General features: G+C 68.9%; 23 protein-coding genes and 1 pseudogene. 13 read left to right on the top strand and 11 right to left on the bottom strand.

The features are described 5' to 3' along the window. The first annotated feature begins 28 nt into the window (after positions 1-28). A complete protein-coding gene (locus RNB18_RS31265) occupies positions 29-274 on the top strand; it encodes a hypothetical protein (RefSeq protein WP_311717465.1) in 246 nt (81 codons plus the stop codon). 543 nt (positions 275-817) lie between these two features. Here the strand turns inward: RNB18_RS31265 and RNB18_RS31270 are convergent. Then, positions 818-1,057, bottom strand: a complete 240-nt coding sequence (locus RNB18_RS31270) for a hypothetical protein (RefSeq protein ID WP_311717466.1) — start codon at positions 1,055-1,057, stop codon at positions 818-820. Positions 1,058-1,176: 119 nt separating this feature from the next. Between RNB18_RS31270 and RNB18_RS31275 the strand changes: the two genes are divergently transcribed. Further along, positions 1,177-1,686 (top strand): AMIN-like domain-containing (lipo)protein, encoded by a 510-nt coding sequence (locus RNB18_RS31275; protein WP_311717467.1) that lies wholly within the window; start codon positions 1,177-1,179, stop codon positions 1,684-1,686. A gap of 71 nt (positions 1,687-1,757) precedes the next feature. Beyond that, positions 1,758-2,306 carry a hypothetical protein gene (locus RNB18_RS31280; protein ID WP_311717469.1) on the top strand — a complete coding sequence of 183 codons (549 nt, stop codon included), beginning with the start codon at positions 1,758-1,760 and terminating at the stop codon, positions 2,304-2,306. 71 nt (positions 2,307-2,377) lie between these two features. Here the strand turns inward: RNB18_RS31280 and RNB18_RS31285 are convergent, their stop codons facing one another. Next, positions 2,378-2,746 (bottom strand): hypothetical protein, encoded by a 369-nt coding sequence (locus tag RNB18_RS31285; RefSeq protein ID WP_311717470.1) that lies wholly within the window; start codon positions 2,744-2,746, stop codon positions 2,378-2,380. Between the two features lie 195 nt (positions 2,747-2,941). Beyond that, complete coding sequence (locus tag RNB18_RS31290; protein ID WP_311717471.1) at positions 2,942-5,170, bottom strand: WD40 repeat domain-containing protein; 2,229 nt, start codon at positions 5,168-5,170, stop codon at positions 2,942-2,944. 15 nt (positions 5,171-5,185) lie between these two features. Here RNB18_RS31290 and RNB18_RS31295 point away from each other — a divergent pair, with 15 nt between their 5' ends. Further along, a complete protein-coding gene (locus tag RNB18_RS31295; RefSeq protein WP_311717472.1) occupies positions 5,186-5,437 on the top strand; it encodes a hypothetical protein in 252 nt (83 codons plus the stop codon). A gap of 480 nt (positions 5,438-5,917) precedes the next feature. After that, entirely contained in the window at positions 5,918-7,438 is a 1,521-nt protein-coding gene (locus RNB18_RS31300; RefSeq protein ID WP_311717473.1) for a TerD family protein, read from the top strand. Between the two features lie 324 nt (positions 7,439-7,762). Here RNB18_RS31300 and RNB18_RS31305 read toward each other — a convergent pair whose 3' ends face one another. From RNB18_RS31305 to RNB18_RS31315, 3 genes are all read right to left on the bottom strand, one after another. Next, the gene (locus tag RNB18_RS31305; protein WP_311717474.1) at positions 7,763-8,245 is read right to left on the bottom strand and encodes a GNAT family N-acetyltransferase; all 483 of its coding nucleotides are present in this window, start codon (positions 8,243-8,245) and stop codon (positions 7,763-7,765) included. Between the two features lie 581 nt (positions 8,246-8,826). Beyond that, positions 8,827-9,366: a hypothetical protein gene (locus RNB18_RS31310; protein ID WP_311717475.1), complete on the bottom strand. Its 540-nt coding sequence runs from the start codon at positions 9,364-9,366 to the stop codon at positions 8,827-8,829. Next, on the bottom strand, positions 9,351-11,672 hold the full coding sequence (locus RNB18_RS31315; protein ID WP_311717476.1) for a hypothetical protein: 2,322 nt from the start codon (positions 11,670-11,672) through the stop codon (positions 9,351-9,353). Before RNB18_RS31315 ends, RNB18_RS31310 begins: the two co-directional genes overlap by 16 nt. Here RNB18_RS31315 and RNB18_RS31320 point away from each other — a divergent pair. The 5 genes from RNB18_RS31320 to RNB18_RS31340 are packed head-to-tail and all read left to right on the top strand — an operon-like array spanning position 11,671 to position 15,361. After that, on the top strand, positions 11,671-12,045 hold the full coding sequence (locus RNB18_RS31320; protein ID WP_311717477.1) for a type III PLP-dependent enzyme domain-containing protein: 375 nt from the start codon (positions 11,671-11,673) through the stop codon (positions 12,043-12,045). The two genes, RNB18_RS31315 and RNB18_RS31320, sit on opposite strands and share 2 nt — an antisense overlap. Further along, positions 12,042-13,160 carry an S-adenosylmethionine:tRNA ribosyltransferase-isomerase gene (locus tag RNB18_RS31325; protein WP_311717478.1) on the top strand — a complete coding sequence of 373 codons (1,119 nt, stop codon included), beginning with the start codon at positions 12,042-12,044 and terminating at the stop codon, positions 13,158-13,160. Before RNB18_RS31320 ends, RNB18_RS31325 begins: the two co-directional genes overlap by 4 nt. Before the next feature lie 55 nt (positions 13,161-13,215). Beyond that, positions 13,216-13,455 (top strand): acyl carrier protein, encoded by a 240-nt coding sequence (locus RNB18_RS31330; RefSeq protein WP_311717479.1) that lies wholly within the window; start codon positions 13,216-13,218, stop codon positions 13,453-13,455. Then, complete coding sequence (locus RNB18_RS31335) at positions 13,452-14,303, top strand: fructosamine kinase family protein (protein WP_311717480.1); 852 nt, start codon at positions 13,452-13,454, stop codon at positions 14,301-14,303. The genes RNB18_RS31330 and RNB18_RS31335 overlap by 4 nt, the downstream gene beginning before the upstream one ends. Positions 14,304-14,320: 17 nt before the next feature. Further along, on the top strand, positions 14,321-15,361 hold the full coding sequence (locus RNB18_RS31340) for a hypothetical protein (protein ID WP_311717481.1): 1,041 nt from the start codon (positions 14,321-14,323) through the stop codon (positions 15,359-15,361). A 318-nt stretch (positions 15,362-15,679) separates the two neighbouring features. On the opposite strand, the gene RNB18_RS31345 is transcribed toward RNB18_RS31340, so the two are convergent. Both RNB18_RS31345 and RNB18_RS31350 read right to left on the bottom strand, forming a co-directional pair. Then, positions 15,680-15,829 (bottom strand): hypothetical protein, encoded by a 150-nt coding sequence (locus RNB18_RS31345; protein ID WP_311717482.1) that lies wholly within the window; start codon positions 15,827-15,829, stop codon positions 15,680-15,682. 1,338 nt (positions 15,830-17,167) lie between these two features. Further along, positions 17,168-17,578: a hypothetical protein gene (locus tag RNB18_RS31350; protein WP_311717484.1), complete on the bottom strand. Its 411-nt coding sequence runs from the start codon at positions 17,576-17,578 to the stop codon at positions 17,168-17,170. 56 nt (positions 17,579-17,634) lie between these two features. Here RNB18_RS31350 and RNB18_RS31355 point away from each other — a divergent pair. Continuing rightward, positions 17,635-17,943: pseudogene (locus RNB18_RS31355) on the top strand (telomere-associated protein Tap); the annotation flags it as partial. 223 nt (positions 17,944-18,166) lie between these two features. Here the strand turns inward: RNB18_RS31355 and RNB18_RS31360 are convergent. Together RNB18_RS31360 and RNB18_RS31365 are read right to left on the bottom strand one after the other, a co-directional pair. Further along, on the bottom strand, positions 18,167-19,207 hold the full coding sequence (locus RNB18_RS31360; RefSeq protein WP_311717485.1) for a hypothetical protein: 1,041 nt from the start codon (positions 19,205-19,207) through the stop codon (positions 18,167-18,169). 915 nt (positions 19,208-20,122) lie between these two features. Then, positions 20,123-21,148, bottom strand: coding sequence for a hypothetical protein (locus RNB18_RS31365; RefSeq protein WP_311717486.1), 1,026 nt, complete (start codon positions 21,146-21,148; stop codon positions 20,123-20,125). Between the two features lie 210 nt (positions 21,149-21,358). Here RNB18_RS31365 and RNB18_RS31370 point away from each other — a divergent pair, with 210 nt between their 5' ends. Both RNB18_RS31370 and RNB18_RS31375 read left to right on the top strand, forming a co-directional pair. Beyond that, positions 21,359-22,162: a hypothetical protein gene (locus tag RNB18_RS31370; protein ID WP_311717488.1), complete on the top strand. Its 804-nt coding sequence runs from the start codon at positions 21,359-21,361 to the stop codon at positions 22,160-22,162. Between the two features lie 738 nt (positions 22,163-22,900). Next, positions 22,901-25,063, top strand: coding sequence for a SpoIIE family protein phosphatase (locus RNB18_RS31375; RefSeq protein WP_311717489.1), 2,163 nt, complete (start codon positions 22,901-22,903; stop codon positions 25,061-25,063). 141 nt (positions 25,064-25,204) lie between these two features. Here RNB18_RS31375 and RNB18_RS31380 read toward each other — a convergent pair whose 3' ends face one another. Beyond that, the gene (locus RNB18_RS31380) at positions 25,205-26,389 is read right to left on the bottom strand and encodes a beta-ketoacyl-[acyl-carrier-protein] synthase family protein (protein WP_311717490.1); all 1,185 of its coding nucleotides are present in this window, start codon (positions 26,387-26,389) and stop codon (positions 25,205-25,207) included. Positions 26,390-26,761: the final 372 nt, after the last annotated feature.

A 26,761-nucleotide genomic window follows, 5' to 3' on the forward strand; every position in this document is an offset into this window, starting at 1 on the left:
GAGTACCGCTTCATCCGACTGAGGGCCCATGCTGAAGCTGATCTGTTCCATCGCCTTCGCTGTACTCCTGCTCTGCGCCTACGCCGCCGTCCGCGGCGCCCTACGCCGCCGCCACGCCCCGGCATCCGCCCCTGCCTCCGAGGAGGCCGTCCTGTCCCTGCTGCGTTCCGGCCGCCGGGTGGCCGCGGTAAGCCGGGCGAAAGAACTCACCGACGGTGACACCGAAGCCGCGCTCGCCCTCGTCGAACGGCTGGAGACTGACGCCGGCCGATGACCCCGGTCCACGGGCAGCCACCCGGGGCCAAGGCCGAGAGGGGGACCGGCCCGTCGGCAGTCCGCCGGAGCCGACGAAGAGTGACGCGAGGCGGCCCCCTCTGCGGAGCCGTCGCACCTTCACCGCGGCCTGGATCAAGGTTCGCCCGCGTCACCCGGGCTGAGCGGATACGAACTGCTCGGCTGGCTCGGACAGGCGGGATGGGCCAGGTGTACCTGGGCGAGCCGCCCGGCGGGAGCCGGGCGCCGTGAGGGTGACCAAGCCGTCCGTGGTCGACTCCGAGACGCGGACGAGGTTCGCGCAGGAAGTGGAGCTCCTCAAGACGATGTCTCGACCTGAGCCGTCACGTGGTCGCCCACGGCCCGCTGCCCGCTGCTGACGGCGACGCTGGCCGAGGCCCTGGCCACAGTGCACCGGCAGGGTCTGTTGCCCAGCGAACCGTGGCCCGGCGTCCCGGTCCGAGGACGCGGTGCCAGTGAGTGGGCCGACGCACCTGCGGTCGCCCCCTCAAAACCAGCAGAACCAGAACCTAACGAAGCACTACTAGGGGTCGTCTTCGAAAGCGGATCTTTCCCAGAACAGGAATGACGCGAGTTTGACCGCCGCTTCGTAGGAAAAGGCGGTTTTCTCGTACTGGTGGCGATGCCGCAGGAGCCCCAGGATGTGCGCGCCGTCCTGGAAGGGTTGGACCGCGACGCTGCCCGCGACGTGTTCTGGCGGCTGCGCCTCACCCAGCCGCCGATCACCCGGATCTGTGCCGACCGCGGCTATGCCGGCGATCATCGAGGTCGGCGGTCGCACTTCAGTACATGAGAATCAATCACCAAAGCGTGCAACCGTATGACCCTCACATATGTCTCATACTGTGACCACCAGTCCCCGACGTCTCATAAGGGGGCGTCATGTACACCCGCCATCGCCTCATGGCCATCACCGCGAGCGCACTCCTGCTGGCCGGCACCGCGGCGTCGGCCTCTGCCGCCGCCACGTCCCCGGCACCGTCCACGAGTCTGGTCGTCAACGCCAGGATCGCCGGTCACTGCTCCTTCGACCGGGTCGTCATCGATGTGAAGGGCAAACTGCCGCCGACCACCGTCACGCGTGTCAAGGAACTCCGCTACGACGGCTCGGGGAAGAAGGTCCCGCTGGCCGGGAAGCACTTCCTGGAGATCAAGCTCTCCCCAGCCGCAGCCCACAACAACGCGGGCGGGAACGTCTACAAAGGCCCGCGCCTGATCAAGCTGAGTCTGCCGAAACTCAAGGGCTTCGCACTGACCGGCGACTTCGAGGGCGTCGTCACCTTCGGGGCCGCGTTCGACAGCAAGCCCTCCTACACGACGAAGCAGCTGCACCGCCCCGAGCGCTTCGTCCTCGACATCGCCCACCACAACACCTGCCGTTCCTCGCACTGAGGTGCCTTGACGGATCCTGGGGTCGCGCACCGCCTCGCACGAGGGCGGCACCGGCAAAGATCATCCGCGACTTGGAGCGCAAGTACGTCAGGGAATTCGCCGGGAGGGGCGTCGTGGTGGGAGCGTGTGCGGTCGCGCCCGGCCTCGGCTCGGGAGTCGCGTCGACAGGCGAGGTCGTCTCGTCTCTTCAGCTGAGATCCCTTTTCGCGCTGTCGATCGCCGAAGTCCACGGCGTCTCCGACGGCGAGGACGAGCGCCTGCGGATGCTCATCGGAGTCGCGCTCTACGTGATCGGCTCGGCAGCCATTCCCAGGGTCGCCGCGCGTACCGGCCCACACTGGGGACGTCGGGCGGTCGCCAAGGTTCCCGTCGCGAGGCTGCGCGAGATCAACGGGCTATTGGGACCGAACTTCGTCACGAAGCACGGGACCAAGCAGGGCATCGTCGTGCTCGGCCAGGTGGCACCGCTCGGCTTCGGTGCTGTGATCGGTGGGAGCGCCACCGCTGCTCTCGCCGCCCTGCATGTGTGGACCGCCCGGCGCGCGTTCGGCCCGCCCCCGGCGTCGTGGCCGTCGCCGACGCTCACCGCGCAGATCGCGTCCGAAGACTCGCTTGGCTGAACCCCGTCTGCGAAGTCAGCGACGACGTCGTCCACCGCGGCGCCGTGTGTCACGTCTACCGGTCCGGCAGGTCAGTCCTCGTCGGGAGCGGAGCCCAGCCACGCCACGGGCTGGCCTTCGGGGTTGGTTCCCAGGCGGGGGTACTCGGCTTGGTGCCCGGCGTCCAGGACGCAGATCCTCCCCCACCTGCCGTGTTTGCCCGGACACGATCGGCTCAGTACGTCTAGGTTGGCGTCTTGGACCGCGCGGTCGTACCGCTCCTCGAAGCGCCGGAGCGTGGGGCTGAGGTCCCGCGCCAGGGAGGCCTCCAGTTCCTCGATCTCCTCCTTGAGTCGCTGAACTTCGGGGTCCGACATCACGGCGTTCAGAGCCGTCTCGGTCTCCCACTCACGGCGCTGCCGAGCGAGCGTCTCCCGGCGGTGTACCTCTGCGTCCGCCACCGTGTCTCTCCCTCGCTTCGGTCGTGCTGCTGGTAGCCGTCGCCGACGGCCTTGTACGGCGCGAACGCAGCGGCTCTCGGGGGTTGTTCGGAAACTCTGTCACATCCGGTCATCCGTGGTGTTCCGTCCCTGTGGTGGGCACACTTTCTTTCAGCCAGTGACCGAGGCCCTGGCCGCCGGGGCGAATCGGCAGTGCTACAGCGTGCTCGGTGGTTCGGCGAGGTCGAACACCACGAGGTCCCAGCCGGTGCCGACCACGATCTCCCCGCGCGGGCCGACGCACAGCGCCCCGCGGATCATGCCGGTTACGTCGAACGCGTCGCGCTGCGTGCCGGTCCGCAGGTCCCAGAACCGCACCGACCCTCCACTGTCGACGGTGAGCGCGGTGGGCACGCCGTCGAGTGTGCGGCAGTCGATCGCGGCAATCGGGTGCTCGTGCCCGGCGAGGGCGTGCAGGGCGGCACCGGTCGTCAGGTCCCACACTCGGACGTACGTGTCCTTGCCGCCGGTGACCGCCACGGGACAGCCGTCGACCGATCCGCATGCCACTGCTTCCACGGTGCCGTTGTGTCCCGTCAGCGCTACGCGCCGGGTGCCCGTGGTCAGGTCCCACACCCACGCGGTGCCCTCGTAGCCGACCGAGACCGCGAGCGGCCGCCCGCCGACGACCGAGCACGCGACGCCGTTCACCCCGATCTCGTGCCTGGTGTGGATCTCGCGGCACATCTCGCCCGTGTCGAGCCACCAGACGAACAGCGAGTCGTGGTACGCCCCGGCGCTGACCGCCACGGGCCGTCCCGCCAGAGTCGTGCACGCGATCCCCCTCACCGGTCCCCGGTGGCCGGTGAAGGTAGACGTCGGCGTCCCGCTGCCCAGGTCCCAGACCTTCACGGTCTCGTCGTCCCCGCCGGTGATCGCTACGGGCCGTCCGGCCACTACGGCGCACGCGGCAGCATAGACGGCGCTCGTGTGCCCGGTGAGGGTGACGCGGAGGCGCCCGGTGCCGAGTTCCCACACCCGCACGACGTCGTCGTGCCCGGCGGTGACCGCCACGGCAACGCCGTCCACGACCGCGGTCGCGACCGCGCCGATGTCCGAGGTGTGGCCGGCGGCGGGCAGGCTGGCGCGCACGGACGCGGTGAGGTCCCACACCCGCACCGTGCCGTTGAGCCCGGTACTCACCGCGACCGGCTGTCCGCTGTGAACGGTGCAGGTCACCGACGACACGAAGTGCTCGTGGCCGGCCATGACCGCTCGCGACTCGCCCGTGACCAGGTCCCACATCCGGACGGTGCCGTCGATCCCGCCGGTGACCGCGACTGTCGCGCCGTCGATCACCGTGCAGTCCACCGAGGTCACCGTGCTCTCGTGACCGATGAGGGCAAGCGCCTCCTCGGCGCTGTGGAGGTCCCACACCCGGGCGCTGCCGTCGGTGCTGCCGACCACTGCGACCGGACGCCCCTGGAGGACGGTGCAGGCCACCGCGCCGAACCGGTGACCGTGGAGGAAGTCGTCGGTGATCCTGCGTTGCGCGCCGGTGGCCAGGTCCACCACGCGGACGGTCGAGTTGCGCGCGACGACGGCCACCGGCCGGCCGTCGAGGACCGTGCACGCCAGCGCCTCGACGGAACCGTCGTAAGCGGCGACGCGGGTGCCGCTGCGGGCGTCCCACACCTCGAGCGCCGGTCCGCCCACCACGGCGACGGGACGGCCGTCGAGTTCGGCGCACGCGACCGCGTTCAGGTGGCGGCCGTGGCCGGTGGGCGTGCTCCGCACCGCGCCCGTGGCCGGGTTCCACACCCGCAGCTCAGCGTCGCGGCCTGCGGTCACCACGAGCGGACGCCCGTCCACGACCGTGCACGCGACCGCGTCCACCGTGTCCGTGTGACCGGTGAGCGTGGCGCGGACGGCCCCGGTCTCGAGGTCCCACAGCCGGACCACGCAGTCGTGGCCCGTGGTGACCGCGACGGGGCGACCGTCGAGGACGGCGCACGCGCTCGCCGTCACCGGCTTGTCGCCGCCGACGAGCGTCGCGCGGAGGGCGGGACTGATCTGCTGCCCGGTCGCCCAGCGCGGGAACCACCGCAGGGGCGGCACGAGCGCCCGGTACAGTTCGGTCGCACCGAACCTCGCCGCATCCGTGGCGAGCACCAACCGGCGCCGCTGCGGCGGCAGGCGCCGATGCACGCCCGATGAGGCGCGGTAGACCGAGCGCACCAGGCGGGCGCCGGGCGTGGTGACGTGGTCGAGCGCGGGGAGCAGCTCGTCGGGTTCCGCGTGGGCCAGGTAGCCGGGGTCGGCGACGAACTCGTCCAGCCGCCCGCACCGCGCGGCGTGCGTCGCGAGGTGCCGCAGCAGGTACGGGTGCGCTCGCGACCAGACCCGCTCGCCGGTGTGGTCCAGCGGGACCCGCGACAGCAGCACCTCCGTGAACGCGCCGTGCGCCGCGACGGCGTCGACGCCCTCGCGCAGGTGCTCGGCAAGGCCCGCACCGGTGCCGCCCTGGACAACCCGGTGCTGACGACGGAGGGCCGGGTCACACTGATCGACGGTCTGCTGGCAGCCGCGGTGCTTCTCGGCTTGGTCCTCAACGCCCTGGCGGGGCTGTGGTGGGCGGACCCGGCCGCCGGCTATGTGCTCGTGTCCTACGCACTCCGCGAGGTGAAGGAGATCTTCTTTGGCGATCACTGAGCCCGGCCCACTACCCCGTCCCGCTGCTGTTCCGGGAGGTCCGCGCGGCCCGCACCCTGCTGGCCGGGCTGCTCTCCCCAGGGGCAGATGAGCCTCGCAGGCACTCCCGAAGCGTCTGTTGGTGCCACACTGTGCCCCGGGGGAAAGGGGTGGGCCATGGGGTTCGGTTTCCGTGTCGGTGTGCCTGGGCTCAGTGTTCGCGTCTCCACTCGCGGGGTGCGGACGTCTGTCGGTCCGCGTGCGGCGAGGCTCAGCATGGGCAGCGGCGGCGCAAGGGTGTCGACGGGACTCGGCCCCTTCTACGCGTCGAGTTCTCTCAGCGGCAGTCGTCGGCGGACCAGCACACGCCGTACCGCGCAGACTCGGTCGGTGGCCCCTTCGGTCAGTCAGTTGGAGCGAGCGCGCCGCCAGGCGGAACGAGCCCAGCAGGAGGCGGAACGCGATGCCGCCATCGTTCAGCTGCAGGAGCTCAGGCGGCAGATGACCAGCGTGCACCTGCAGACCTTCGCCGTTGCGCAGCCGCCCCTGCTCCCCGCTGCTCCGCAACTCGGCCTGCCATGGGCACTCGCCGAAGCGCAGACCTTTCACCTGCAAGGAGTGGGCCGACTCGCACGCGCCGAGCGGGCTGCTGCCAAACAGCGCGCTCAACAGGACGCTCCCGCATACCTGGCCGCGGAGACGGCACGTCTGCACGCCGTCCGTGAACAGATGGTCGCCGAGGCCGGACAGTGGTGGCACGCGCTGCTGGCCAACGACGAGGCCACTGTCTGCGAGGTGGTGAACACGGCGTTCTCCGACAATCCGGCCGCCGGCTGCGCAGTCGGCGTGGAGGGCTCAGTCCTGTCCGTCGTGATGCGACAGCAGGACCTCGACACGATGCCCACCCAGACCGCCGGCCTGACCCCTAGCGGTCGCCCCACCCTGAAGAACCTCACCAAACGCGACCGGACTCTGTGGTGGCTGACAGCCATGGGCTCCAACATCGTCGCCACGCTCAAGGAGGGCTTCACCACCGCACCCGGCATCGAAGCCATCGACCTGGCCGTCATGACTCGCCTGCCCGACACACAGCGACTCGGCTTCGTCGCCTACGGTCGCTGGACACGGCAGGCGGTCGAGTCAACCCCCTGGCGGGGGCCCGAGGACGCCCTGCGTTTTCTGGACATCGGGCAGGACACCGCTTGTTCCGTCACTACCACCGCCTCCGGCAATCTTTCCAGCACGCTCAAGCCGCTGGACACCACACGCATTGCCGGCCTGCAAGCCCTGCTGGACGGCGCCCAAGACGACTCCGCCATCGGCGAACCCTCCCTCGCCGACCTGGACATCACCCTCGGGGCCAACACGCCTCCCGATTCGCGAACCGCGGCCGGCGATCCGTACCGGATCAGAGCATTCGCCGAGTGGAAGCAACAGACTCTGCCGCCGTCACCCCCCGCACCCACTGCCCTTCCAGCCGCACCTGCAGTACTCGTCCCAGGACAGACCCTCGTCCTGCCCGAGGAGTCCTGGCAGGGACTTCGTATCTCCTTCGCCTTCGCCGGCGCAGACGCAGACCTCACTCTGTTCCTGCTCGGGAACGACGGCCGGGTCTGCGATGACGAAGACTTCGTCTTCTACAACCAACCGTCCGCCGCCGACGGAGGCATACGTCTCCTCGGAAAACAGCAGGAGGGACCGCAAACGGTGGAACGCGCCACCGTCCATCTGTCCGCCCTGCCCGACCGGGTACACCGGGTCGCCGTGTCCATCAACATGGACGTCGAGACCGGACTGACCTGCGGGTATCTCACTCACGCGGCGCTGGACCTGGCCTGCCCAAGCGGCACAGCCTGGACCTTCAGGCCTCCCGCCGACCCGTCCATTCGGGCCATGGTCATCACCGAGCTCTACCGGCACACTGTCGGCGGCACCCCGGTGTGGAAGCTCCGAGCCCTGGGCCAGGGCTGGGCGGACGGGCTCGACGGCCTCGCTCGGGCCTACGGAGTCGACGTCGAATGATCAGACAGCGAACAGGTAGGACCGTTCGATTCTCCCCGACGCTTTGTCAGCTATCGCCCGACGGGCCTCTGTCGATCTGGCCGTCGGCAGCAACCGCCGCACCGCTGACGACTGTCGCCCTGGACACACGCGGGATCGGCGCGCTCGCCGTCGAACCGGCGGTACGGCTGCTGACCGGAAGGGGTCCGCTGAGCCGTGACGAGCTGATGGTGGGGGCGGAGTTGAGGCTGCGCGAGTCGGCGTAGCCGCAGCCAACTGGAGCCACCACGCAGGGCCGATGAGGTCCGCTCTCACGCGTGCTCGATGGCGCCCGTCCGGGAGGTGTCAGAGCTGACGGAAGTAGACCGTGAGCGGGAGGGGAGTGCATCCGAGGGCCTCGTAGAGGGCTCGGGCCGGCGCGTGGAACTGGTCTCCGCCGGTGCCGATCTCGACGACCTCGGCATCGAGGGCCCGCATCTGGTCGAAGGCGTGCTCGCACAGTGCGGTAGCCACGTGGTGGCGTCGATGCTCGGCCGAGACGGCGAGGATCGTGACCTCACCCTTCTTGCGGGCCTGGTCGACGTTCCACGCCACGTAGCCCGCGATGGTGTCTTCGACTTCGGCGATGGCGATGTATGTGTGCCGTTCGGGCGCGTGGAGTTCGGCGACCTGTTTGCGGTAGTCGTCGCGCCAGTTGCCGTGCTGAACAGTGAAGACGTCCTCGCCCATCAGCGGGCGGAAGGTGTCCTCGTAGAACGGCCGGAACGTGTCGATGGTGAGTTCGGTGAGTGGTGCCAGGTCGTGCTGGGTGAAGGCGCGGATGAGCATGGAAGTGTTGCCTCTCTGGCTGAGGGCTTGATACCCGGGCGGAACAGGGCATCGGTCGGCCCGCTCCCGGCCACAGGATTGGCGGTGAGCCGGGCCCCTCAGTGACGTGTACGCCAAGCGTCAAAGCACTCCATGCTCCGCATGGTAGCGCCCGGCGCGGTTTTCGAATGCTTCGATCACAGCCACTCCAACTGACCGCGCACAATCGAGAGTTGCTCCACGCGCTCTCCCAGCCCACCTCCCCCAGTCCGGGCTCTGCCGACGAGAGGCAGATTTTGAAGATGCTTCCTGGCTGGTGCAGTTCGGCAGACGTGCTCCTGATCAGGCGAAGCTCTTGGGGAAGAACTCGTCGAGCCTGTCGAAGGGGATGAGGTTCTTGCGGTCGTACAGGTCGACGTGGTCCGCGCCCGGGACGATCGCGAAGCCCCCGGCTGGACGGGGGAGACCAGCCGGGGCCGTGTGCGGAGAGTGGTTCGCTCCGCAATCTACTGGGGGGTCTACGGTTTGTGGGCGCCTGGATGTACGGGCGGGAGTGGGCCGGGCAGGCGGTCCGCAGTCCCGCGCACCCGGCCACGTTGTCACTATCGTTGCAGTTTCTCGGCCAGGGTGGCCGCTATCCGCCTTCCGGTCCAGCTGGGGAAGAAGAAGGGGTGCCGTGGTGCTGTTTCCACGACCAGCCGGTCGCCGGTCACGGCCACGTGGGCGGTGCCGAGCCATCGGGCGGGAGCGTGGAGGATCACATGCCACCGCTGGTCGCCGAGCGAGGTCACGCCGTCGACTCTCGGCGCCGCCATCAGGGCCTCTTCGACGCCCTGCGGGGTGGAGGCCGCCGGGATGGGAATGTCGATGCGTTCGATGCCGAGTATCGAACGCGCCTCCAGTCCCGATCCCGTTCGTGCCTTCACCAGCCGTGGGATGGTGACGATGAGGGCCGCCGCCACCCCCGCGAATGGGGCTCGCTCGACCGCGTGACGTAGCGCGGTGTCTGCTCCGAAGAAGATCAGTCCTTCAGCGAAGAGCAGCACGCCGATGATCAGGAACGCGAGGGCTGCCTGGGCGAGCAGCATCCGCACCACGAGTACGAGGGGGTGTCCGTCGGCACTGCTTACCTCTTGACGCAATTCTTGCCTCCAACCTCTTCCGGATACAGCGGGGCGTACCAGCGGAACACATGCCGGCCGTAATACCCGTACTGAGGAAACGTCGTCTTGATCGCCATGCACTTGTGATCCATGTGGGCCTCATCGGCGACGTCGATGAGCCAGGACGCCCAGATCGCAAAGACGGCCGCGACCGCGAGTCCGCACCAGGCGTCTCCGTCGCACATCAGGGTTCCGACGATGGCGCCCAGGACCGCACCTCCGGCCGCGAAGACCCAGCCGTGCCGGGCGAAGAGGTTGTACATCGACTCGCTAGCCTTGCGTGACAGGTAGAACGTGCAGGTGATGTATCCGCAGGTGTGGTGGACTGCGGCGGCGCCGGCGAGGTCCACCTGGTTCACCGGGTCCTGGTTGGTGTAGTCGTATGGGTTTGCGCTGCCTCCTGAGACAGGATCCGCAGACAGGAATCGTCCGGTGCGTCCGGGTTGTAGAGGCGAACGCCCATGAGCATGATCCCGGATGATGCTTCCGAGTTTGCGGCGTGCCTGGCCCAGCCATCCGTAACGAGCCGTTCCCGTGGCGTTCCCGAATTCGTCGTAGCTGAGTGCCGTAGCGGTAGTGGTGCTGAGCGCGAGTTGGACGGCGATGTCACCGTGAAGGTTGGCGATCTGGAGTGTGGTGTTGCCGCTGGCGCTGGTGGTGGCGGCCAGGGCGCCGGTGAGGTCTTCGACGTTGCGGGTGATGCTGCCGTTGGTGTCTTCGACGGTCCAGGTGGGGCTGTCGCCGTCATCCGCGTAGTGGGTGGTACGGGATGCGCTGGTCGTCCACGTGCTCCCCCCGTCAGTGCTGGTCTGGGTGGTCCAGGAAGCGAGGCGGTGGACGGCGTTGAGGGCCCAGGTCTGTTTGGTCGTGCTGGTGGTTTCCTGGCGGACGAGGTCGTTGGTGTAGTAGGCGAGGCTGGTGCCGTCGGGCAGTGAGGTGGTACGGCCGAAGGCATCGTAGGTGCAGCCGGTGTCGGTGATGCGGTCGGCGCTGTCGTAGGTGTGGGCGGTGGTGGTTGTCGTGCTCGTGGCCGTCGTGGTGTCAGCGCAGTCGGTGCTGCTGGAGGTGGCGGCCAGGCCGGTCCGGTTGAAGCTGGCGCTGCTGGCGAAGCTGTAGCTGCGAGTGGTGCAGGCGGAGCCTGTGTCGTCGCTGGCCTGGGTGAGGCGGTTGGCGACGTCGTAGCTGTAGGCGCTGGCGGTGGTGACGCCGTTGTTCTCTGTGTGGCCGGCCTCTTGGCCGTTGGCGATGTAGTCGGCGCTGTCGGTCAGGACGGGGGTTCGGCTGGCGCCGGCGTAGGCGCGGGTGGTCGGTGCGCCGGTGGTGTCGTAGGTCTGGGTGAGGGTGTAGCTGCCGGGGAGGGTTTCACCGGTGAGGTTGCCGTCGGCGTCGTAGGTGGCGGCGCTGAAGGTGCCGGCGACGGAGTCGGTGAGGGTTGCGGGCAGGCCAATGGTGGCGTCGTAGGTGTAGGCGGTGGTGGAGGGCGCCGAGTCGGTGCGGCTGACGGGGCGGTCAGAGGGGTCGTAGGCGGTTGTGGTGGAGTTGCCGGCGCCGTCGTCGTAGGTCATCTGGCGGCCGAGTTTGTCGTAGGTTGCCGTAATGGTCTGACTGTTGGAGGTCACTGACGAAACGGCGCCGGTGGTGGTGTCATAGGTGTAGGTCGCGGCTGGCGTGGCGGTGCCCGCGCCACCGGTGGTGGTGACCGTGTGGATTCTCTCGGCGCTGTCGTAGGCGGTGGTGGTCGTGCGGATCGTGCTGTTCGCTGTCTCGGTCAGGGTCTTGACCTGGCCGTAGCTGTCGTATGTGTAGGTCAGGGTGGGAAGTTGGTTCGGGTTGCTGCCCACGCCCGTGATGGTGCTCGCGGGGGTCTTGGTGCACACCAGGCCGGCCCACTCGGGGTGGCCTGCGCAGGTTCCGCTTCCGGTTGCGGTGTAGTAGGTGGTCAGCGTGGTCTTGGCGTCGGAGCCGGAGGAGGTCGGCTGGATTTCCTTGGTCTGGTTGCCGTCGTTGTCGTAGTTGTAGGTGGTGGTGATGGCCAGGCCCGAGGGGTCGGTGACCGTGGTCAGCGGACGGCCGGTGGTCCAGTTGTAGGTCGTGGCCGTGGTCTGCCGGTCGCCGTCTGTCGGGTAAAGGGGGACGGCGGCTCCGGTGGTGACAGAGGTGAGCAGGTCGGAGACGGTGGCGTTGCTGGGACGGTTCTCGTCGTAGGCAATGGCGGTGTGGGAGCGAGCGAGGGTTTCCGATCCCGGTGGCAGGTCGGCCGCGCTGGCCCCGCACCTTGCCGGCATGTCCGGTTCGGGTCGGCTGCTGCGGCCCGTGATGGAGCCCTTCGTGGAGCGGGCGGGCGGCACACCCGACGTGGCGTCCGATCCCGGCCCCGTCACGGTGGCCGGCCCGCTGTGCACTCCTGCGGACGTGCTCGGCCACCAGGTACCGCTGGGCGAGGTCGAGGCCGGTGACGTGCTCGTCGTACCGAACGTCGGCGCCTACGGCATGACGGCCGGCCTGCTCGCCTTCCTCAGCCGCGACCTCCCCGCCGAGGTGGTCCTCGACGGCGGCACCGCCTCGTCGTCCCGCGTCGAACTCCACCGCACCCCCCTTCAGCCGAACCCCGACGATCGGTTTCAGCCGAACCCGGCAGCCCAAGGAGAACGCACGTGACCGAGACAGCCGAGCAGCGCACGGGCCAGTACGACTTCCCCTTCTCCCACGACCTCATCGCCCAGGAACCCGCCGAAGTGCGTGCCACGGCACGCAACGACGCCCGGCTATTGGTGCTGGACCGCCGCACGGACACCGTCGAGCACCGGCACTTCGCCGACCTCGGCCAGTACCTCACCCCGGGGGACGCACTCGTCGTCAACAACGCCCGAGTGGTCCCCTCGATCCTGCGCGGCACCGACGCCCGTGGAAAGCCCATCGTGGTGAACGTCTTCTCCCCGATGGAGGACGGCACCTGGCACTGTCTGGTCCTCCCTGCTCCCGTCGCGGCGCCCGGTGAGCGCTTCCGTTTCGGGACGGACGGCGAGGTGACCGGCGAACTGCTCCACGAGGAGTCCGTGGGCGTGTGGCGGCTGCGCCTCGAACCGGGAGGCATGGACGTCCTCTCCCGCGTCGGGCAGATCGCCTACCCCGACTACCTGGACAAGGACCCGGAGGACCCCGAGTACTACCAGACGTCCCTCGCCTCCCGGCCCGGCGCCACCCTCTTCCCGTCCGCCGCACGGCACTTCACGCCCGAGATGCTCGACTCCCTCAGGGAACAGGGCGTTCACGTCGTGGAGGTGACTCACTTCATCGCCGCCCGGTGGCAGCACGGCTATCTGCGCGAATGGCTCGGCCAGGACGTGGAGTGGGCCGACGACGAGGGCGTCGACGTACCGAGCGGAAGGGCCGGCGTGAGCCTGCCGTTCCCCAGGGCCGAACGGTACGAGGTGTCGCTCCGAGCCGCCGACACGCTCAACGAACGGCGCCGCGCCGGTGGCCGGATCCTGGTGTGCGGCACGTCGGCACTACGCGCGCTGGAGACCGTGGCGGACGACCGCACCGGACGGGTGTGGCCGGGCTCCGGCTGGACCAACCTCATCCTCGGCCCGGGCCACCGCTTCAAGGTGTGCGACTCCTTCCTCACCAACTTCCACATGCCCCAGAGCTCCGAACTGCGTCTCACCTCCGCCTTCACCGGAGCGCCGGAACTACTGCGGGTGTACCGGGAGGAGGTCCTGCCGGGCGGCTACCTCTTCAACGAGTTCGGCGACTCGATGCTGATTCTCTGAGCGACCGGCACCGCGAGGACGGATGAAGACGACTGAGAACGGAAGAAGACCAGGGATGCAGCGTTCCACCGATTTCGAGAAGATCCTCCAGACCAACCTCGGCCTCCCCGCCGAACGGCCGCTGGACTACGACACACCCCTCGCGGACTACGGCCTGGACTCACTCACCGCGGTCAACATAGTCGTGGACCTCGAGCAGGGGTTCGACGTGACCTTCCCGGACGACAGGATCATGTTCGCGATGTTCCATACCGCCCGCACTCTGTGGGACGCCCTGTCGGAGCTGACCTCGTGAAGGACCGGTGGCAGAGCCTGCCCAGCTCGGTCGTCCCGCACGTCGCCGACGCCGTGCCGCTCTCCGGCGGCGCCGTGAACGACGTCTGGCGGCTGACCCTCGACGACTCGACGACGTACGTCCTCAAGGGATCCACCGACGCACCGGCCGACCTTTTCCCCCTGGAGGCGGCCGGACTCGCGGCGCTCCAGGAGCGGGCAGGCATCCGGACGCCCCGGGTCTTCGAGGTAAGTGCCCACCACCTCCTCATGGAGGCGCTGCGCCCACGGCCCGATACCGAGACGTTCTGGGAGGCAGCGAGCCGCGCCTTCGCCAAGCTGCACGCGGTGCGCGGTGAGCGGTTCGGCTGGGACACCGACGGATGGCTGGGCCTGCTCCCCCAGGAGAACACCTGGACCGACGACGGCCATGAGTTCTTCGCCGAGCACAGGATCCGCCGTTACCTCCGCGAACCCAAGGTCCGCCGCGCGCTCGAACCGGCCGACCTCGCAGGCCTGGAACGGATCTGCGAGCGGCTCCCACAACTCGTCCCGGCGGCCCCGAGCGTCCTCAACCACGGCGACCTCTGGCGCGGCAACCTCGTCGCGGATGCGGCCGGTGAGCCGGTGTTCATCGACCCGGCAGTGTGCTGGGCATGGGCCGAGTCCGACCTCAGCATGATCTACTGCTGCGACCCTCCACCGGAGCGCTTCTTCCGTGCGTACGAGGAGATCACCCCCCTGACAGACGGCTGGCAGGATCGCATGCCCCTGCTGCACCTGCGTGAACACCTCAGCGTGCTGGCCCACTTCGGGGCCTACGGCGACGCTGTGGCACACGTCAGGGACGTCGTCCGCGTCTTCTCCTGAGCCCCGGGGAGCACTCAGTGCCCTGCCTGAAGACCCACATCCAGCGGGAGTACACCTCCTACCTCTACGGAGCCCTCCCCCTGTGCGTGGTCCTGGCCCACGAAGACAGCCGGCCCTGGTACCTGGAGCACTACGTCCAGCTCCACTCGGAGTACTCCCCCAGCAGCGGCGAGCAGCCGCACCTCGACTTCGCCGACTCCTTCGGCTACCAGCGGGTCCTGGAGTGCCAGACCCTCGACTGGACGGCCGTCGCCGAAGCGGGCCCATCCGTCATCGACCTGATCCGCGACCGGATCTCCGCAGGCCACCACGGCACCGTCTTCGTCGACGACGACCATCTGCGCGGCCGCGAGTTCGTCCGGCTGCACGAGTACCTCGTCTTCGGCTACGACGACGAACGACGGGAGATCGCCGTGGTGGGATTCGGCGGAAGACCCCGCATCTTCCGCGAACTCCGCTTCTCCTACGACGACTTCACCACGGCCTTCCGACAGGCGAAGGCCGCTGTCGACGAGGGACGCTCGGACGTCCGCTACCCGGTCCAGCTCCTGAGGCCCCGCCCCCTTGCCCACAGCTTCAGCCCTGCCCGCCTCGCCCAGGCACTTCAGAACTATCTCTCGGGCACACCGGGTGAGGACCACGACACCGGCACCTGGTGGTCCACACCTACCGGCCAGGCACCGGACCCGACCGATCTCGAGATCTACGCCGGAACGAGGACGTACGACCATCTCGCCCACCACCTCGCCCAGGTGAAGAATGGAACGGCGGCTCTGGACTACCGCAGGTTCCACCTGCTCTCGGAGCACAAGGGGATGATCCTGCGCCGGATCACCCATCTCGCCGACTCGTGTGCACTCCACCAGCCGCTGACCGGCACTCTCCGGGCCTACCGCGACCTGGACCACCAGGTAAGGGAGTTCAGGCTACGACTGCTGTTCCTCCCACCCGCAGAGTCCGCCCATGAGGCCACACTCGGCATGGACTTCCTGGAACGAGTACGGGAGACCGAGACACGACTGCTGGAGCAGACACTGCGGATCACCGGCTTCATGTGACGCTTAAGCAGCCCACCAAGGACCGCAAGGGCCGGCCCGCTCGCGAAGGCCGGCACCAAGCACAAGCGCACGAGGCCCTACACGCCGCGGAACCAACGGGAAGGGCGCGGCACACTTGTCCCGGTGCGGGCCTACGTCCGTGACTACACCTCCGAACAGAACGAAGCGCCGCGCTCGCGGACCTCCTGCGGCAGACGCCGCCCCAGCACGTCGCTGGCGTCCCGCCGACGCGCGGAAACACCGATGCCGGTAGGTGCCTGTACGTCGAGGTGGCAGCGGGCGAAGGCTCAGACCGAGGCGCGGGCGTCCGACACGGTGTCACTGCAAGAGGTCGGTTTTCTTCGTCGACCTGTTGGAGGCGGTGCCCACGGAGATAGCGTTGGCGGCGACAATCATGGTGATGGCCAGCCACGATGGCGCACTGAGATGCTGGTCGAGAACGAGCATGCCGATCAACGCGGCGAACACCGGATTGACGCTAGGTCGGTCAGCGCACGAGGGGGCGCCGTTCCCGACTGCGGGTTCGTAGTGGCGTGCGCGGGGAGCTCCCATCCCGTCCACCATCGACCCAGGCAGAGCCGAGCAGACGCGGACCATGGCGTTCAGGTCGTTCGTACAGTGGCGCGCTCCACCTGGACGCCATGAACCACGCCCGCTCCACGATGTGTGGGTCGACGGCGGACGGGATGGGAGCTGGGGTGAGTGGTGGGTGAGCCGGGCTGGTGACAGGGCAGGACCGCGAGGGGGATGATCCGCACATGCGTATACGGCGAGAGGTCCGCTGGGTCTCATGGGGGCTGTGGTTTGCGTGTCTGGTGTTCTCCATCTGGTTCTTCGTGGAGGTGATCACGCTGTTCCTGCAGGCCGAGTCCTGGTAAGGCGGGCGGTGTGTTGGACGGTTCGGGCGCGGCCGGTGCTGCAGAACGGGCGAGGGTGCCCTTGTCAAGATCGCGTGCGGCGGCTGACACCAATGGTGGCACCAACAAGCGCGCACAGCAGCGGTTGACGCTGGATCCCAGGGGACGATCGAGAGGCGCAAGAGTGCTTGGTCGACGTAGGCAGTCCCCATGATCGACCTGATAGGGATGAGGCCAGACCTCAAAGCCTTGGCCTCGTACGGGCGACGAACCAGCGGGTCGTTCTCCAGGATGAAGTCAGAGGCCCGCCAGAACTCTGACAAGCGTGGATGTTGCAGGGCCGCTTCCCGGTCGAGCTTGCGGCCGAACAGGGGCCCGTCCGGATATATGGAGTGCCGTCACCAGGGTGGATGCGGGCTCGTCTTGCCCAGCGACAGGGCCGGTCCGACACGCGAACGCGACGTGATCGTCCCACTGGTCGGACCCAGCCCCCCACGTTCCGAAGATCACGTCTGTCCATACGTCGTGATCCTGGTCCCGGTGGTGGTAGCAGTTCGCGTAGTACAGGGCGTACGGGGCGTCGTCGGCGTAGACGAAGTTCCACGCCCGTTCGATCGGAGCTTGGCAGCAGTCACACTGAAAATCGCGGGCCTGCCGGTCCGGGCCAAAGGTCAATGACATGGCGAACATCATGCGACATGGGCGATCGCAGGGAAGCGGGAACCCCAGGCAGCCTCCGTTCAGGTTCAGCGGCCGCGTGAGGGGGACGGGCGTTACGGTCGCCCAGGAACGCGTGGAGGGGCGCGCACCCGGCAGAGGCCCCCTTCGTGCCCGATCGGACAGCGCACAAGGGGGAGCAACGGGGAATGTCGGCGAACGCCCCGGGAACGCGCAGGTCAGCAACGCGCCAGGTTACGGCCGATCCGCATTGCTAATCATCGAGGTAGGTTCACTCCTCAATGACCCAGGCATCACCGGCTGTTGAGCGGCAGGCGACGTATCCAGGCGGCATGGTGGCCAGCTCGGCAAGCGATGGGTCCGAGTCCACAACGTGCTGGAGGTGGAGCACTGATGAGGCCCCGCCGTTGGGATCGTGTACGCCGTCGCTCACGAGCCAGTCGTCCTCGTCATCATGGATCACAGTCAGGGCCGGGAACTCCCCTGCTGAGACGGTTCTTTGGATGATGGCCAGTAGGCCTTGAGGGAAGACCTCACCCTCATACGGCCAGCTCAGCTCAGGCTGCATAGATCCCATGCGGGCGATTCTGCGTACAGCAGCGAAGTACAGCAACCACAGCAACCGCCGCCGCTCGGCAGTGGTTGCCACGACCTCAACTCCGGCCGGTATGACCGTGACCAACCGTTCTCTCTAGAGCTACGGATCAGAAGCCGCTGACATCCACGGCTGACATCAAGCAGGACCCGGCGACGGGGAACTGGGGGCCCGGCCACAATCCCGGCTCGCTGGGGACGGAGCCGATGGACCCGGCGCCGCCGGAGGCCACCGCCGAACACCCCGTCGTCGTGAACTCCGGCTGGAGCGGCGGGTTCCTGAACGAGGAGGCGTACCACTGGGTGCGGTCGGTGGACCAGCTGAGCGATGAGGAGTGCGTGCTGCCCTTCGCGGTCGGCCTCGACCTGAACACCGCCTTCCTCGCCGCCGCGGCCCGCCTGGTCGTCGGCCTGTCCGCCCCTGACCACTTCCGTGCCCCGACGTTCAACCCGGGCGCGGGGTATGCCGCGCCTTCCATCCGGCCGCGAACGTCAGCAGGCCGGGAACGAGGGCCAGGACGAGCGGGCTGATGCTGTCCGGCAGCGGCTCCAGGACCCGGGCGTTCGCCGAGCCGGCCGGGCCCGGCGTGCAGGTCCACCTGATGGCCGCGCCCACAGCCTGACGCGGTTACGGGTTGCCGACCATGCGGCGGGCCGGGGTTCCACGCATGGCCATCTACGCCGCCTCCGTTGCCGCCGCAGCGACCTGCACCTGCACGCTCTCCGTGCCGGGCGTGTTCTCGTCGCCGCCGGTCTCCGTGACCTTCACACCCGTGATCTTCAGCCGCTGGGTGACCTTGCGGCACGTGCTGGCGCTGGTGACGTCCAGCGCCCACCCGGGCACCAGGTGCGGCACGTCGATCGCCGCGAGCGGGCTGATGGTGACCTGCTGCGTGTCGATGAACACCGGTACCTGCGCCGAGGTCCGGCGCCGCGCCTTCGCCGCCTGCGTCGCCGACGCCGCATCGGCGATCTCGGTCATCTCGATGTACCGCTCGTGCAACCCGTACACCGGGTCAATGCCGCCGTCCGAGCCGGTGACGCCGGACTGCTCGCTGCCCGCGACGATCCAGCGGGTGACCAGGGCCCTGCCGTCGTCGCTGACCTCCAGGCCCTCGGGCATGTCCGCATCGGACAGCCGGCCCACACTGACGATGTGCGTCTCGGGCAGCAGCAGGAACGTCGACCCGATGACCGTGTAGTCGATGCCCGCCTCGGCGAGCTGGTCGAGGGGGTCGCCGGTCTGCCCGACCCCGGCCGTGTACGAGCGGGAGCCGGTGATGCCCGCGTTCCCGACGACTTGCACGGTGTGGCCCGGGTCGTCGGGGGCGAACCCGTCGTCGATCAGCCATTGGGCGATCTCCGCCAGGTCGGCGTTCGTGAACGTCTTGTTCTCGTGGGGCACGCGGTCGTCGAGCCACACGCTGATGTCCTCGGCGAGGACCTCGACCTGTCCCAGGGACCAGGTGACGCCGGTGACCGGCTCGTCCCACACGTACTTGCCATCCCGGAAGATCACCAGCCGGGAGCGCCAGGACCCGATTTGGCCGAGGCGGTTGCAGCAGTCGCCGTCCGGCTGGATCAGGGCCCGCGCGGAACTCGTGCCGTCCAGGACGCGGCTCCACTCGACTTCCGTGAGCACCTCCGCCGTGGTCACGGTGGCCCCGTTGCGGTCGAGGATGGTCGCGGTGTGGCTCCCGCAGCCCGCTACGGCCATAGCGACTCCCCTGGCGTGAGGTGAGCCCGGCCCAAAACCAGCGGCGTCCGCGTGTCAGGGTATCTGGCGCGCAACACTGTGACCGCATGACAAGGACGAGGACCGCAGCAACAAAGGACCCCGGCCCCTCACCTTTCCATCGGGGAGCCGGAGTCGTGGCGCGGACACCTGCTAGGGCAGCGGTTCACGACCACCGCCGGGCGGACTTCCAAGCCCACCGCCTAATGCCTCGGCGGCTTATGTGGCTTCTTGGGCGGCTTGGGCTTCTTAACCGCGTCGACCTGGGTATGTCCGCTATCGGATATGACCGAGGCCCCTTCGATGGCCGCTGGTGCGGCGAGGGCTCCGCAGAGTGCGAAGCCGCACACAGCTATAGCCGTGCGCTTGCGGATGGCGGCTTCCATGATGCATCACCAGACCGAGCTAGTGGGATCTACTTAATCTTCTTCGGCTTCTTGGGCGGCTTGACCTTCGTCTCCGCGTCAACCTGGGTCTGTCCGCTCTTAGTTACGACCGAGCTGCTCCGATGGGCGCTGGTGGGGCGAGGGCTCCGCAGAGTGCGAAGTGCACACAGCTATAGCCGTGTGCGGCTGCGGATGGCGGCTTCCATCGTGCGTCACCTGACCATTTGCAAGTGCAGCTCACACCCCACACTTCTCCTCGTCGCCTCAAGTCGTCAAGGTGTACAGGGAGGTAAATAACGTCGAAGGTTCAACGACCAGTTCGCTTGCCGCTTCGCGCGGATGGCTGCACCGCGACGGCATCACGACCCCTGAGCAGTTGCGCGAGGCGTATGAGCGGCCGGTGTGCAAGACTCAGCCCAAGATTGACAAGCCGTCAGTGTCCTCGGCCTGACACGCTGACCGTGACCATCGCGTCGATCGCCGGCGGCGACTCGATATCCGTGGAGATGCACTACTCGGCGCACTCCAGCAGCTGGTACGTGGGAGGCATGCCGTCGCGGCCGTAGACGTCGGGGCTGGACTCGCATACCCCGCCGCACTCAACCGTTGCCCTGCCCGTCTGGCCGTCCAGCGTCACGGCGCCTCCGGCAGGCACTAACGTGACGTGCCAGTAGTTCTGCGGGTTGCAGCGGTTGAAGTCAGCGACCTGCTCGCACGTCATCGTTTGGTCGCCGTGCTCGTAGATCTCGACGGTGATGTTCCGCAGATCGCCCGACCCGGCCCGCAGGGTGACGATCGGGACGTCGGAGCTCCAGTTGGGACGCCCGGTCAGGTCCATCTCGTAGCAGGACCTTTCGGCGGCCAGCGGCAGGCAGAAGCAGGTGTTCAGCGGTGCCCCAGGCAGAGGCGGCGTCGACGGCCTACAGCGGGGGTCTGCGCACGCTGCTGTCGGGTCCGGGCATTCGGCGAACCGGCAGCCTCCCGGGCACTCGCCTGGTGGGAGCAGGCACCACTCGACGCACGACCCGACCAAGTCCATCGGCGGGGTGACCTCCAGCACCGGCAGCGGATCGGTCCACAACCACGGCACCGCGGCGGTCATCACCCACTCCACCGTGAGGATGTCCGCGCCGTTCTGGCACTCGCCCACCTCGCAGCCCTTGCCCGCGCGAGCCGTGACGCGGGGGCCCTCGACGAGCGCCACCCGGCGCAGGGTGCGCCGGTGCCTCGAGTTGAAGGTGACGGCGTCCAGCTCCTCGCCGGGACAGCAGTTGTAGACCGTCAGGCAGTCGCCATCGCAGCCGCCCGTCCCGCAGCCCTGGAGGACCTCCCCCAGCCAGTGCAGCCCGTAGTCTACGCCGCAGCAGGACGAGCCGAGGACGAGCGCGGTCACCGTGATGGTGCGGGGCAGCGCCCGCGCCGGGCCGATCGCCCCGCCTCCCGCGATGCCGCCGGTCACGGTGCGCTGCACCGGGTAGTCGTCGAGCCCCTCGACCTGGAGCACCATCACGCCGGCGAACTCGGCCGACTCGGACACGTCCGCGTCGTACCAGGGTGCGGGGCTGTCCGGGTCGTCCGGCGTGGTGTACGGCAGTTCCTCGATCGTGGCCGCCGTGAACGTGGGGCAGCCGCAGCCGCTGTAGCCGTCCTGCCCTCGGCCTCCTCATCATCGAGGCCAAGGCGGTGGCCCTCAACCCGCGCGCACGGACCGGAGACAGCTGGCGGCTGCGCCGCCCTCACCCGCATTGTGACGGACGCAGCCGCACAAGCCGAACGGCTGCGCGAACGCATAGACACCGACCACGGCCTGCGACTGCGGGACGGGAGTTGGCTAGACCTTGCGCACATCCGCGAGGTGCACACCGTCGCCGTCAGCCTCGAAGACCTGTCGGGAATCGCCACCACGACCGCAGACCTGGTCCGGGCCGGTCGGCTGCCCGCCGCGAACCTGCCCTGGACCGTGTCCCAGCACGACCTGCGCACCATCGGTGAACTCCTCGCCCGCCCCGCCGAACTCATCCTCTACCTGCGCCGCCGCACCGACGTCGAGACAACGCAGAAGTTCGACGCCGTCGACGAGCTCGACCTCTTCCTGCACCTCTACGAGAGCGGTCTGTATCTGGAGCCGGACCCAGTCCGGATCGCCCGCGAGCTCCCTCAGTTCGGTCCGCCGACCGTGGCGGCACGCCGCCGTCGCGCTGCGGAGCGGGCAAGCGTGCTGGCCAGCCGGACCAACCGTCTCGACGCCTGGTACTTCCATCAGCAGGCGTTGGAGACGTCGAAGACCGGACAGGACAGCCCGGTCTGGGCGGCGACGATGTGGGCGTTGGCGGGTTCCTGGACATCGGCGCTGACGGCGGCGAACAGCAGCAGGTCGCTTGGCTCGGTTCGAGGGCCGCCTGGGCCAGGACACGGCCGACGGCGTGGGAGGCGAGGTCGGAGGGCAACTCGCCGTCCGCGACGACGCGCGCTTTCAGCCCATAGAGCCTGGACAGCAAGCCAGCCGGGACCCGTACACCGGGACTGTGCTCGCGCAGCCGGTCCGCGATAGCTCGCGCGCTCTGGTGGCCGTCAAGCAGGTGGACCGCGACCTGGGTGATGCGGCTGTAGAGGCTCATGCCAGGACAACCTCTAGCCTTTCCTCACGCGACGACAGTGGCGAGGAACGAACCGTCCCTTCGCAGCGAAAGGACCGAAGGTCGAGCGCGTGTCGACTGGTCGGTAGGGCTCAGCGCTCTCCGGTACAGCCCGCACACGGCCCAGATTTCCGCACCGTCGGTCAAGGCCATCACTACGATCCGCGGATGAGTGAGCTGGTGCCGGCCCGACAGCGCCCCCTGTATCAGCGCGGGCCCTTGCGCCGCGTGCTACTGGACACCTCCGTGCTGACCACGGACATCATCGCGGACGGAGCGGTCAACCGCAGCACTCGCGTACGGGGCGGCCGCCGCAGCGCCATCCTGAGGCGATCCGCCCTTCTCCCGCACCGCCGAGGGGCCGCGCTGTCATTCGACGTCCGCCCGCCCCGCACCGAGGGTGCGCAGCCTCCATGCAGGCGGCTTCGACGACGTGCAGAGCGGCGACGACCATGGAACGACTGCGAGGGAACACCGGTCGTCGACTGGTCGTCGGCTGCCACCGCGTCACCGTGCGGCCCGCTGATGTAGGCGAAGCGGCCCCGGGTGTTATTGAATGAGGTTTGCGGTCAAGAATCCCGGGACTCTGTCGCCCGGGTTCTGGTACGGCTCCGACGTGGTGCCGGGGTCGGCGAGCGAGCTGAGAGAGTCGCATGGACTCCACCCCACCCCCCTCGTCTGCGTCACCGTTCGACATGGTCAGCAGCGCTTTGGGGCAGTACATGCCAGGCGACGGAGCGGCAGCGGCCGCCGGTTCCGCCGACTCGCAGGGGGACCACGCCGCCCGTCGAGACGTATCCGACAACCCGACCCCCGCCGGTCAGGAGCAAATCCTCGGCGCGGTCAATCTGGACCGGGATCTGAGAATCACCCGCTGCAATCTGGACGCCCCGGTCTTCGCGGGGGTGGAGGCCGTGGCCGGGAGCCCTTTCGTTGATCTCCTGCCTCCCTCGGACGTACCGACGGTCACCAGGCGCCTGCGGCAGGTCCTCGAGACCGGTGAGCCGCACGTCGCCCGGGTCCAGCGCCTGCGACGCGGCGACGGGTCGGAGCTGGTGGTCTCGATGAGCATCCTGGTCGCCGCGGCGCCTCAGGAGGGCCTGACCGTCTCACTGATCGCCATGGCCAGGAGGCTGCACCTGTACGCCGCCGAGACCGCGATCGGCACCTCGTTGGACATCGGCGAGACCGCGCAGTCGCTGGCGGAGTCCCTGCTGGCCTGGGGTGACGTGACCGCCATCGACCTCGACTTCGCCGTGTGGACAGGTGAGGCGGTCACCGAGCAGCCGCAGGGGCGCCTCCGGCTGCGGCGGGCGGCCCTGGTGCCGGACCGGGCGTGGCCCGACGGCTACGTGACCCCGGGCAACGATCTTCCCGGCGATGCGAGTCGACTGCTGTCGCAGGCCATACGGCGTGACGATGCCGCGCAGGCCATCGTCATACCCGACCGAAAAGCGATCGAACGGGTGCTCGACAGTCCTCGGCTGGTACGTGCCCTGGTGCCCGGCGACCAGGCGGCGGCCGTGGTGTGCATACCGCTGGTCCTGGACGGGACGCCGCCCGTCGTCCTGGGTGTCGCGGAGGTCTGGCGGCGGGCGGACCTCCCCTTCGCGGACAGCGAGCTCTTCGACCTGCAGGAACTGGTGGCCAGGACCTCCCACCACGTGGACCTGGCCCGTCAACACCAGCGCGAGCACACACAGGTACTGGCCTTGCAGCGCCGACTGCTGCCGCGGTCCGGCGGCGACACCATCCAGACGGCCAGCGTCTACCAGCCCGCCACCCCCGACAGCGCGGGTGTCGGCGGCGACTGGGTGAACAGCTTTCCGCTGCCGGACGGCCGTACCGCGCTGGTGGTCGGAGACGTCGTCGGGCACGGGCTGGGCGCCGCGGCGACCATGGGACAGCTGAGCATGGAGGCCCGCGCGCTGCTGTCAGCGGGGCTGGCGCCCGACGAGGTGCTGGAGCACTTGGACGAGACCGTGTCGCTGCTGGACGACGCGGATTCCGGGCTGGCGGCCGGTTACAGCGCCCTCGGGTCGACCTGCTGCATCGCCGTGTACGACCCGGTCAGCCACCACGTGGCGGTGGCCAGCGCCGGCCACCTCCCCCCGGTCCTGGTCCCCCTGGACGGACCTGCCGGCCCGGTCGCGATACGCCCCCACCCCGGACTGGGCGCCGAGTTCGCGCTGCGGGAGCCGTACGACGTGCACGCGTTCTGTGCGCCCCCGGGCTCGCTGCTCGCCCTCTACACCGACGGCCTGGTGGAGGATCCCGCCCTGTCGATCGACGAGGGCATCGACAGGCTGACGGGCGCCGTGTCCTCGGTGCACCCGTGGGACGCCCTGGACCAGGCCGCACGGCGCGTGGTCTCGGCGGTCGCGCCGACACGTCGGCGCGACGACGTGACTCTGCTGATCGCTCGCATGATCGGTTACCGCAAGGAGGACACCGCGACGTGGCGTCTACCCGCCCGCGGCGACGCGGCCGCCCGGGCCCGCACACTGGTCTCCGAGCTGCTGGGGCAGTGGAGCGCCAGAGAGCACGCCAGGGACAGCGTGCTGCTGGTGGTCGACGAACTGGTCGCCAACGCGGTCCGCTTCGCCGGCGGACCCATCACGGTACGGCTGATCAGGACCGGCCACGGGCTGCTGTGCGAGGTGGGCGACACCGGCAACGGCAGGCCGCGGCTGGGCCCGGGCGGGCTCCTCGACGACACTGGCCGTGGCCTGCACGTAGTGCATGGGCTCACCACCCGGTGGGGGGTGCGGTGGACGGACACCGGGAAGGTGGTGTGGGCTTGGGTCGAGCGGTGACGGTGTGTCGGCTCGGCGGTGATGAGGCGTCAGCGGGCTGGTGGCGAGGCTCCGGCCGGGTGGTGACGGGGCGCTGGCCGGGCGGCGCGGGAGCTGTTCGTCAGGCGGCGGCACCGGCGTTACGAGGGGCGCGAGTCCGCACTACAGCCACTCCCCTTCCAGGGCGGTGGCAGTGAGGCCCGGTGCAGCCGCGTACAGGACGGCACGGCTGCCCGCCTTCTGCCCGGCGTCGTACGCCCTCCGCATGATGTCGAACACGGCGGCGCCTCCGCGGTTGCCGCTGGTGTAGCTGTCCCGGCTGTAGCGCAGGAGCCCCGACGGCCACCCGTCGGGCATCGTCTCCTCCATGTACTCCAGCACACGCGTCCCGCCGGGGTGAGCGAGCAGAACGTCGGGGTGCCAGGAGCCGGGGTCGTCCTGGTATCGGAGGCGCAACCACTCCCACATCGCGGTGACCGTCTCCTGCACTGCGCGCGGCCCGCGCCGGTCCATCACGAAGTGGGTGCCGTCCTCCCGTGTCTCCAGGCGGTGCAGGTCCTGGGTGCCGGGCAGAGTGTGGTGCCAGGCGGTGTCCAGCCGCAGCGTCGACTCGGGCCTCGGTCGGCCCGTGACCACCGTGGCGACCGCAGTGTCCGCGAACAGCAACCGGACGATCAGGGATTCCAGAGTGTCGTCCGCGGGCTGGTAGGTCGTGCTCAGTGCCTCCGCGATCACGACCAGGACCACCCGGTCGGGGTCCGCGGCCACGAGATCCGCCGCCAGCGCCAGGGAGCGGGTCCCGGCTATGCACGCCCACTGCGTGGCCGGCAGCAGCAGCACGTCGCGCCGGAGCGGGAGTCTGTTGGCGAGGGAGACGTCCAGCCCCGGCAGCGCCGGGGTGGTGGAGTGACTGGTGATCAGACAGTCGACGTCCGCGGCGTCCAGCCCGGCGATCTGCAGGGCCCCGCGCGCCGCACGCTCACCGTAGGACTGCACTGCCGACCAGGCCGGCGCAGTGCGTTCCTGGACGGTCTGTCGCGCGGGTATCGCCTCAAGGGCAGCGATCACGCGATCCACGTCCTGTTCGGTGAACCCGTCACCGGCCAGCGCCTCTCGGGCCGGCCCTATGCCGGCGGCCGGCAGGCCGCTTCCGCTGCCGGGCGCGACGGCGGCCTCCAACGGCAGCATCCAGCCACGGGTTTCGATGCTCGTACTGGCCGCGATGGCGTCGATCCGCGGCGCCCACGCCGCGTTCGGGTGCTGACCGCGCACTTCGTCCACAATCTGACTGGTCCGCACGGCGTGCTTGCCGTGTATCACGGCAGGCGGGCACAGGTAAGCGGCCATGATTGGCGCCTTTCTACAGAGAACGAGATGAATTGTCGCGGGCGCTGTGCCATAGATCACTTGTGAGCTATTCATCCAAGTCCATGACAGTGCGCTCCGGTTAGGGACTCCATATCCGTTTCGAGCATGGATGCCACAGGGGCGTTTGCGCTGTGATCTGGGCAACTTGGGAGGTTCTGCGATGCGTGACACGGCGCACACTGCTGCAGAGGGGCCGACCCGGTGCCGCGCCGGCCTGACATGCCACCGGTGGACCTCGCCATCGCCGCCACCGCGGCCTGGCTGTCCTCCACGACGAGGAGCCGGTGGTGCCGATCCGTAGGGTTCCACACCCGTAGGCGCGGTGCCCCGGGTCCTGAAACGCGGTTGTAC

Source organism: Streptomyces doebereineriae (assembly GCF_031845645.1).
Taxonomy (GTDB): domain Bacteria; phylum Actinomycetota; class Actinomycetes; order Streptomycetales; family Streptomycetaceae; genus Streptomyces; species Streptomyces canus.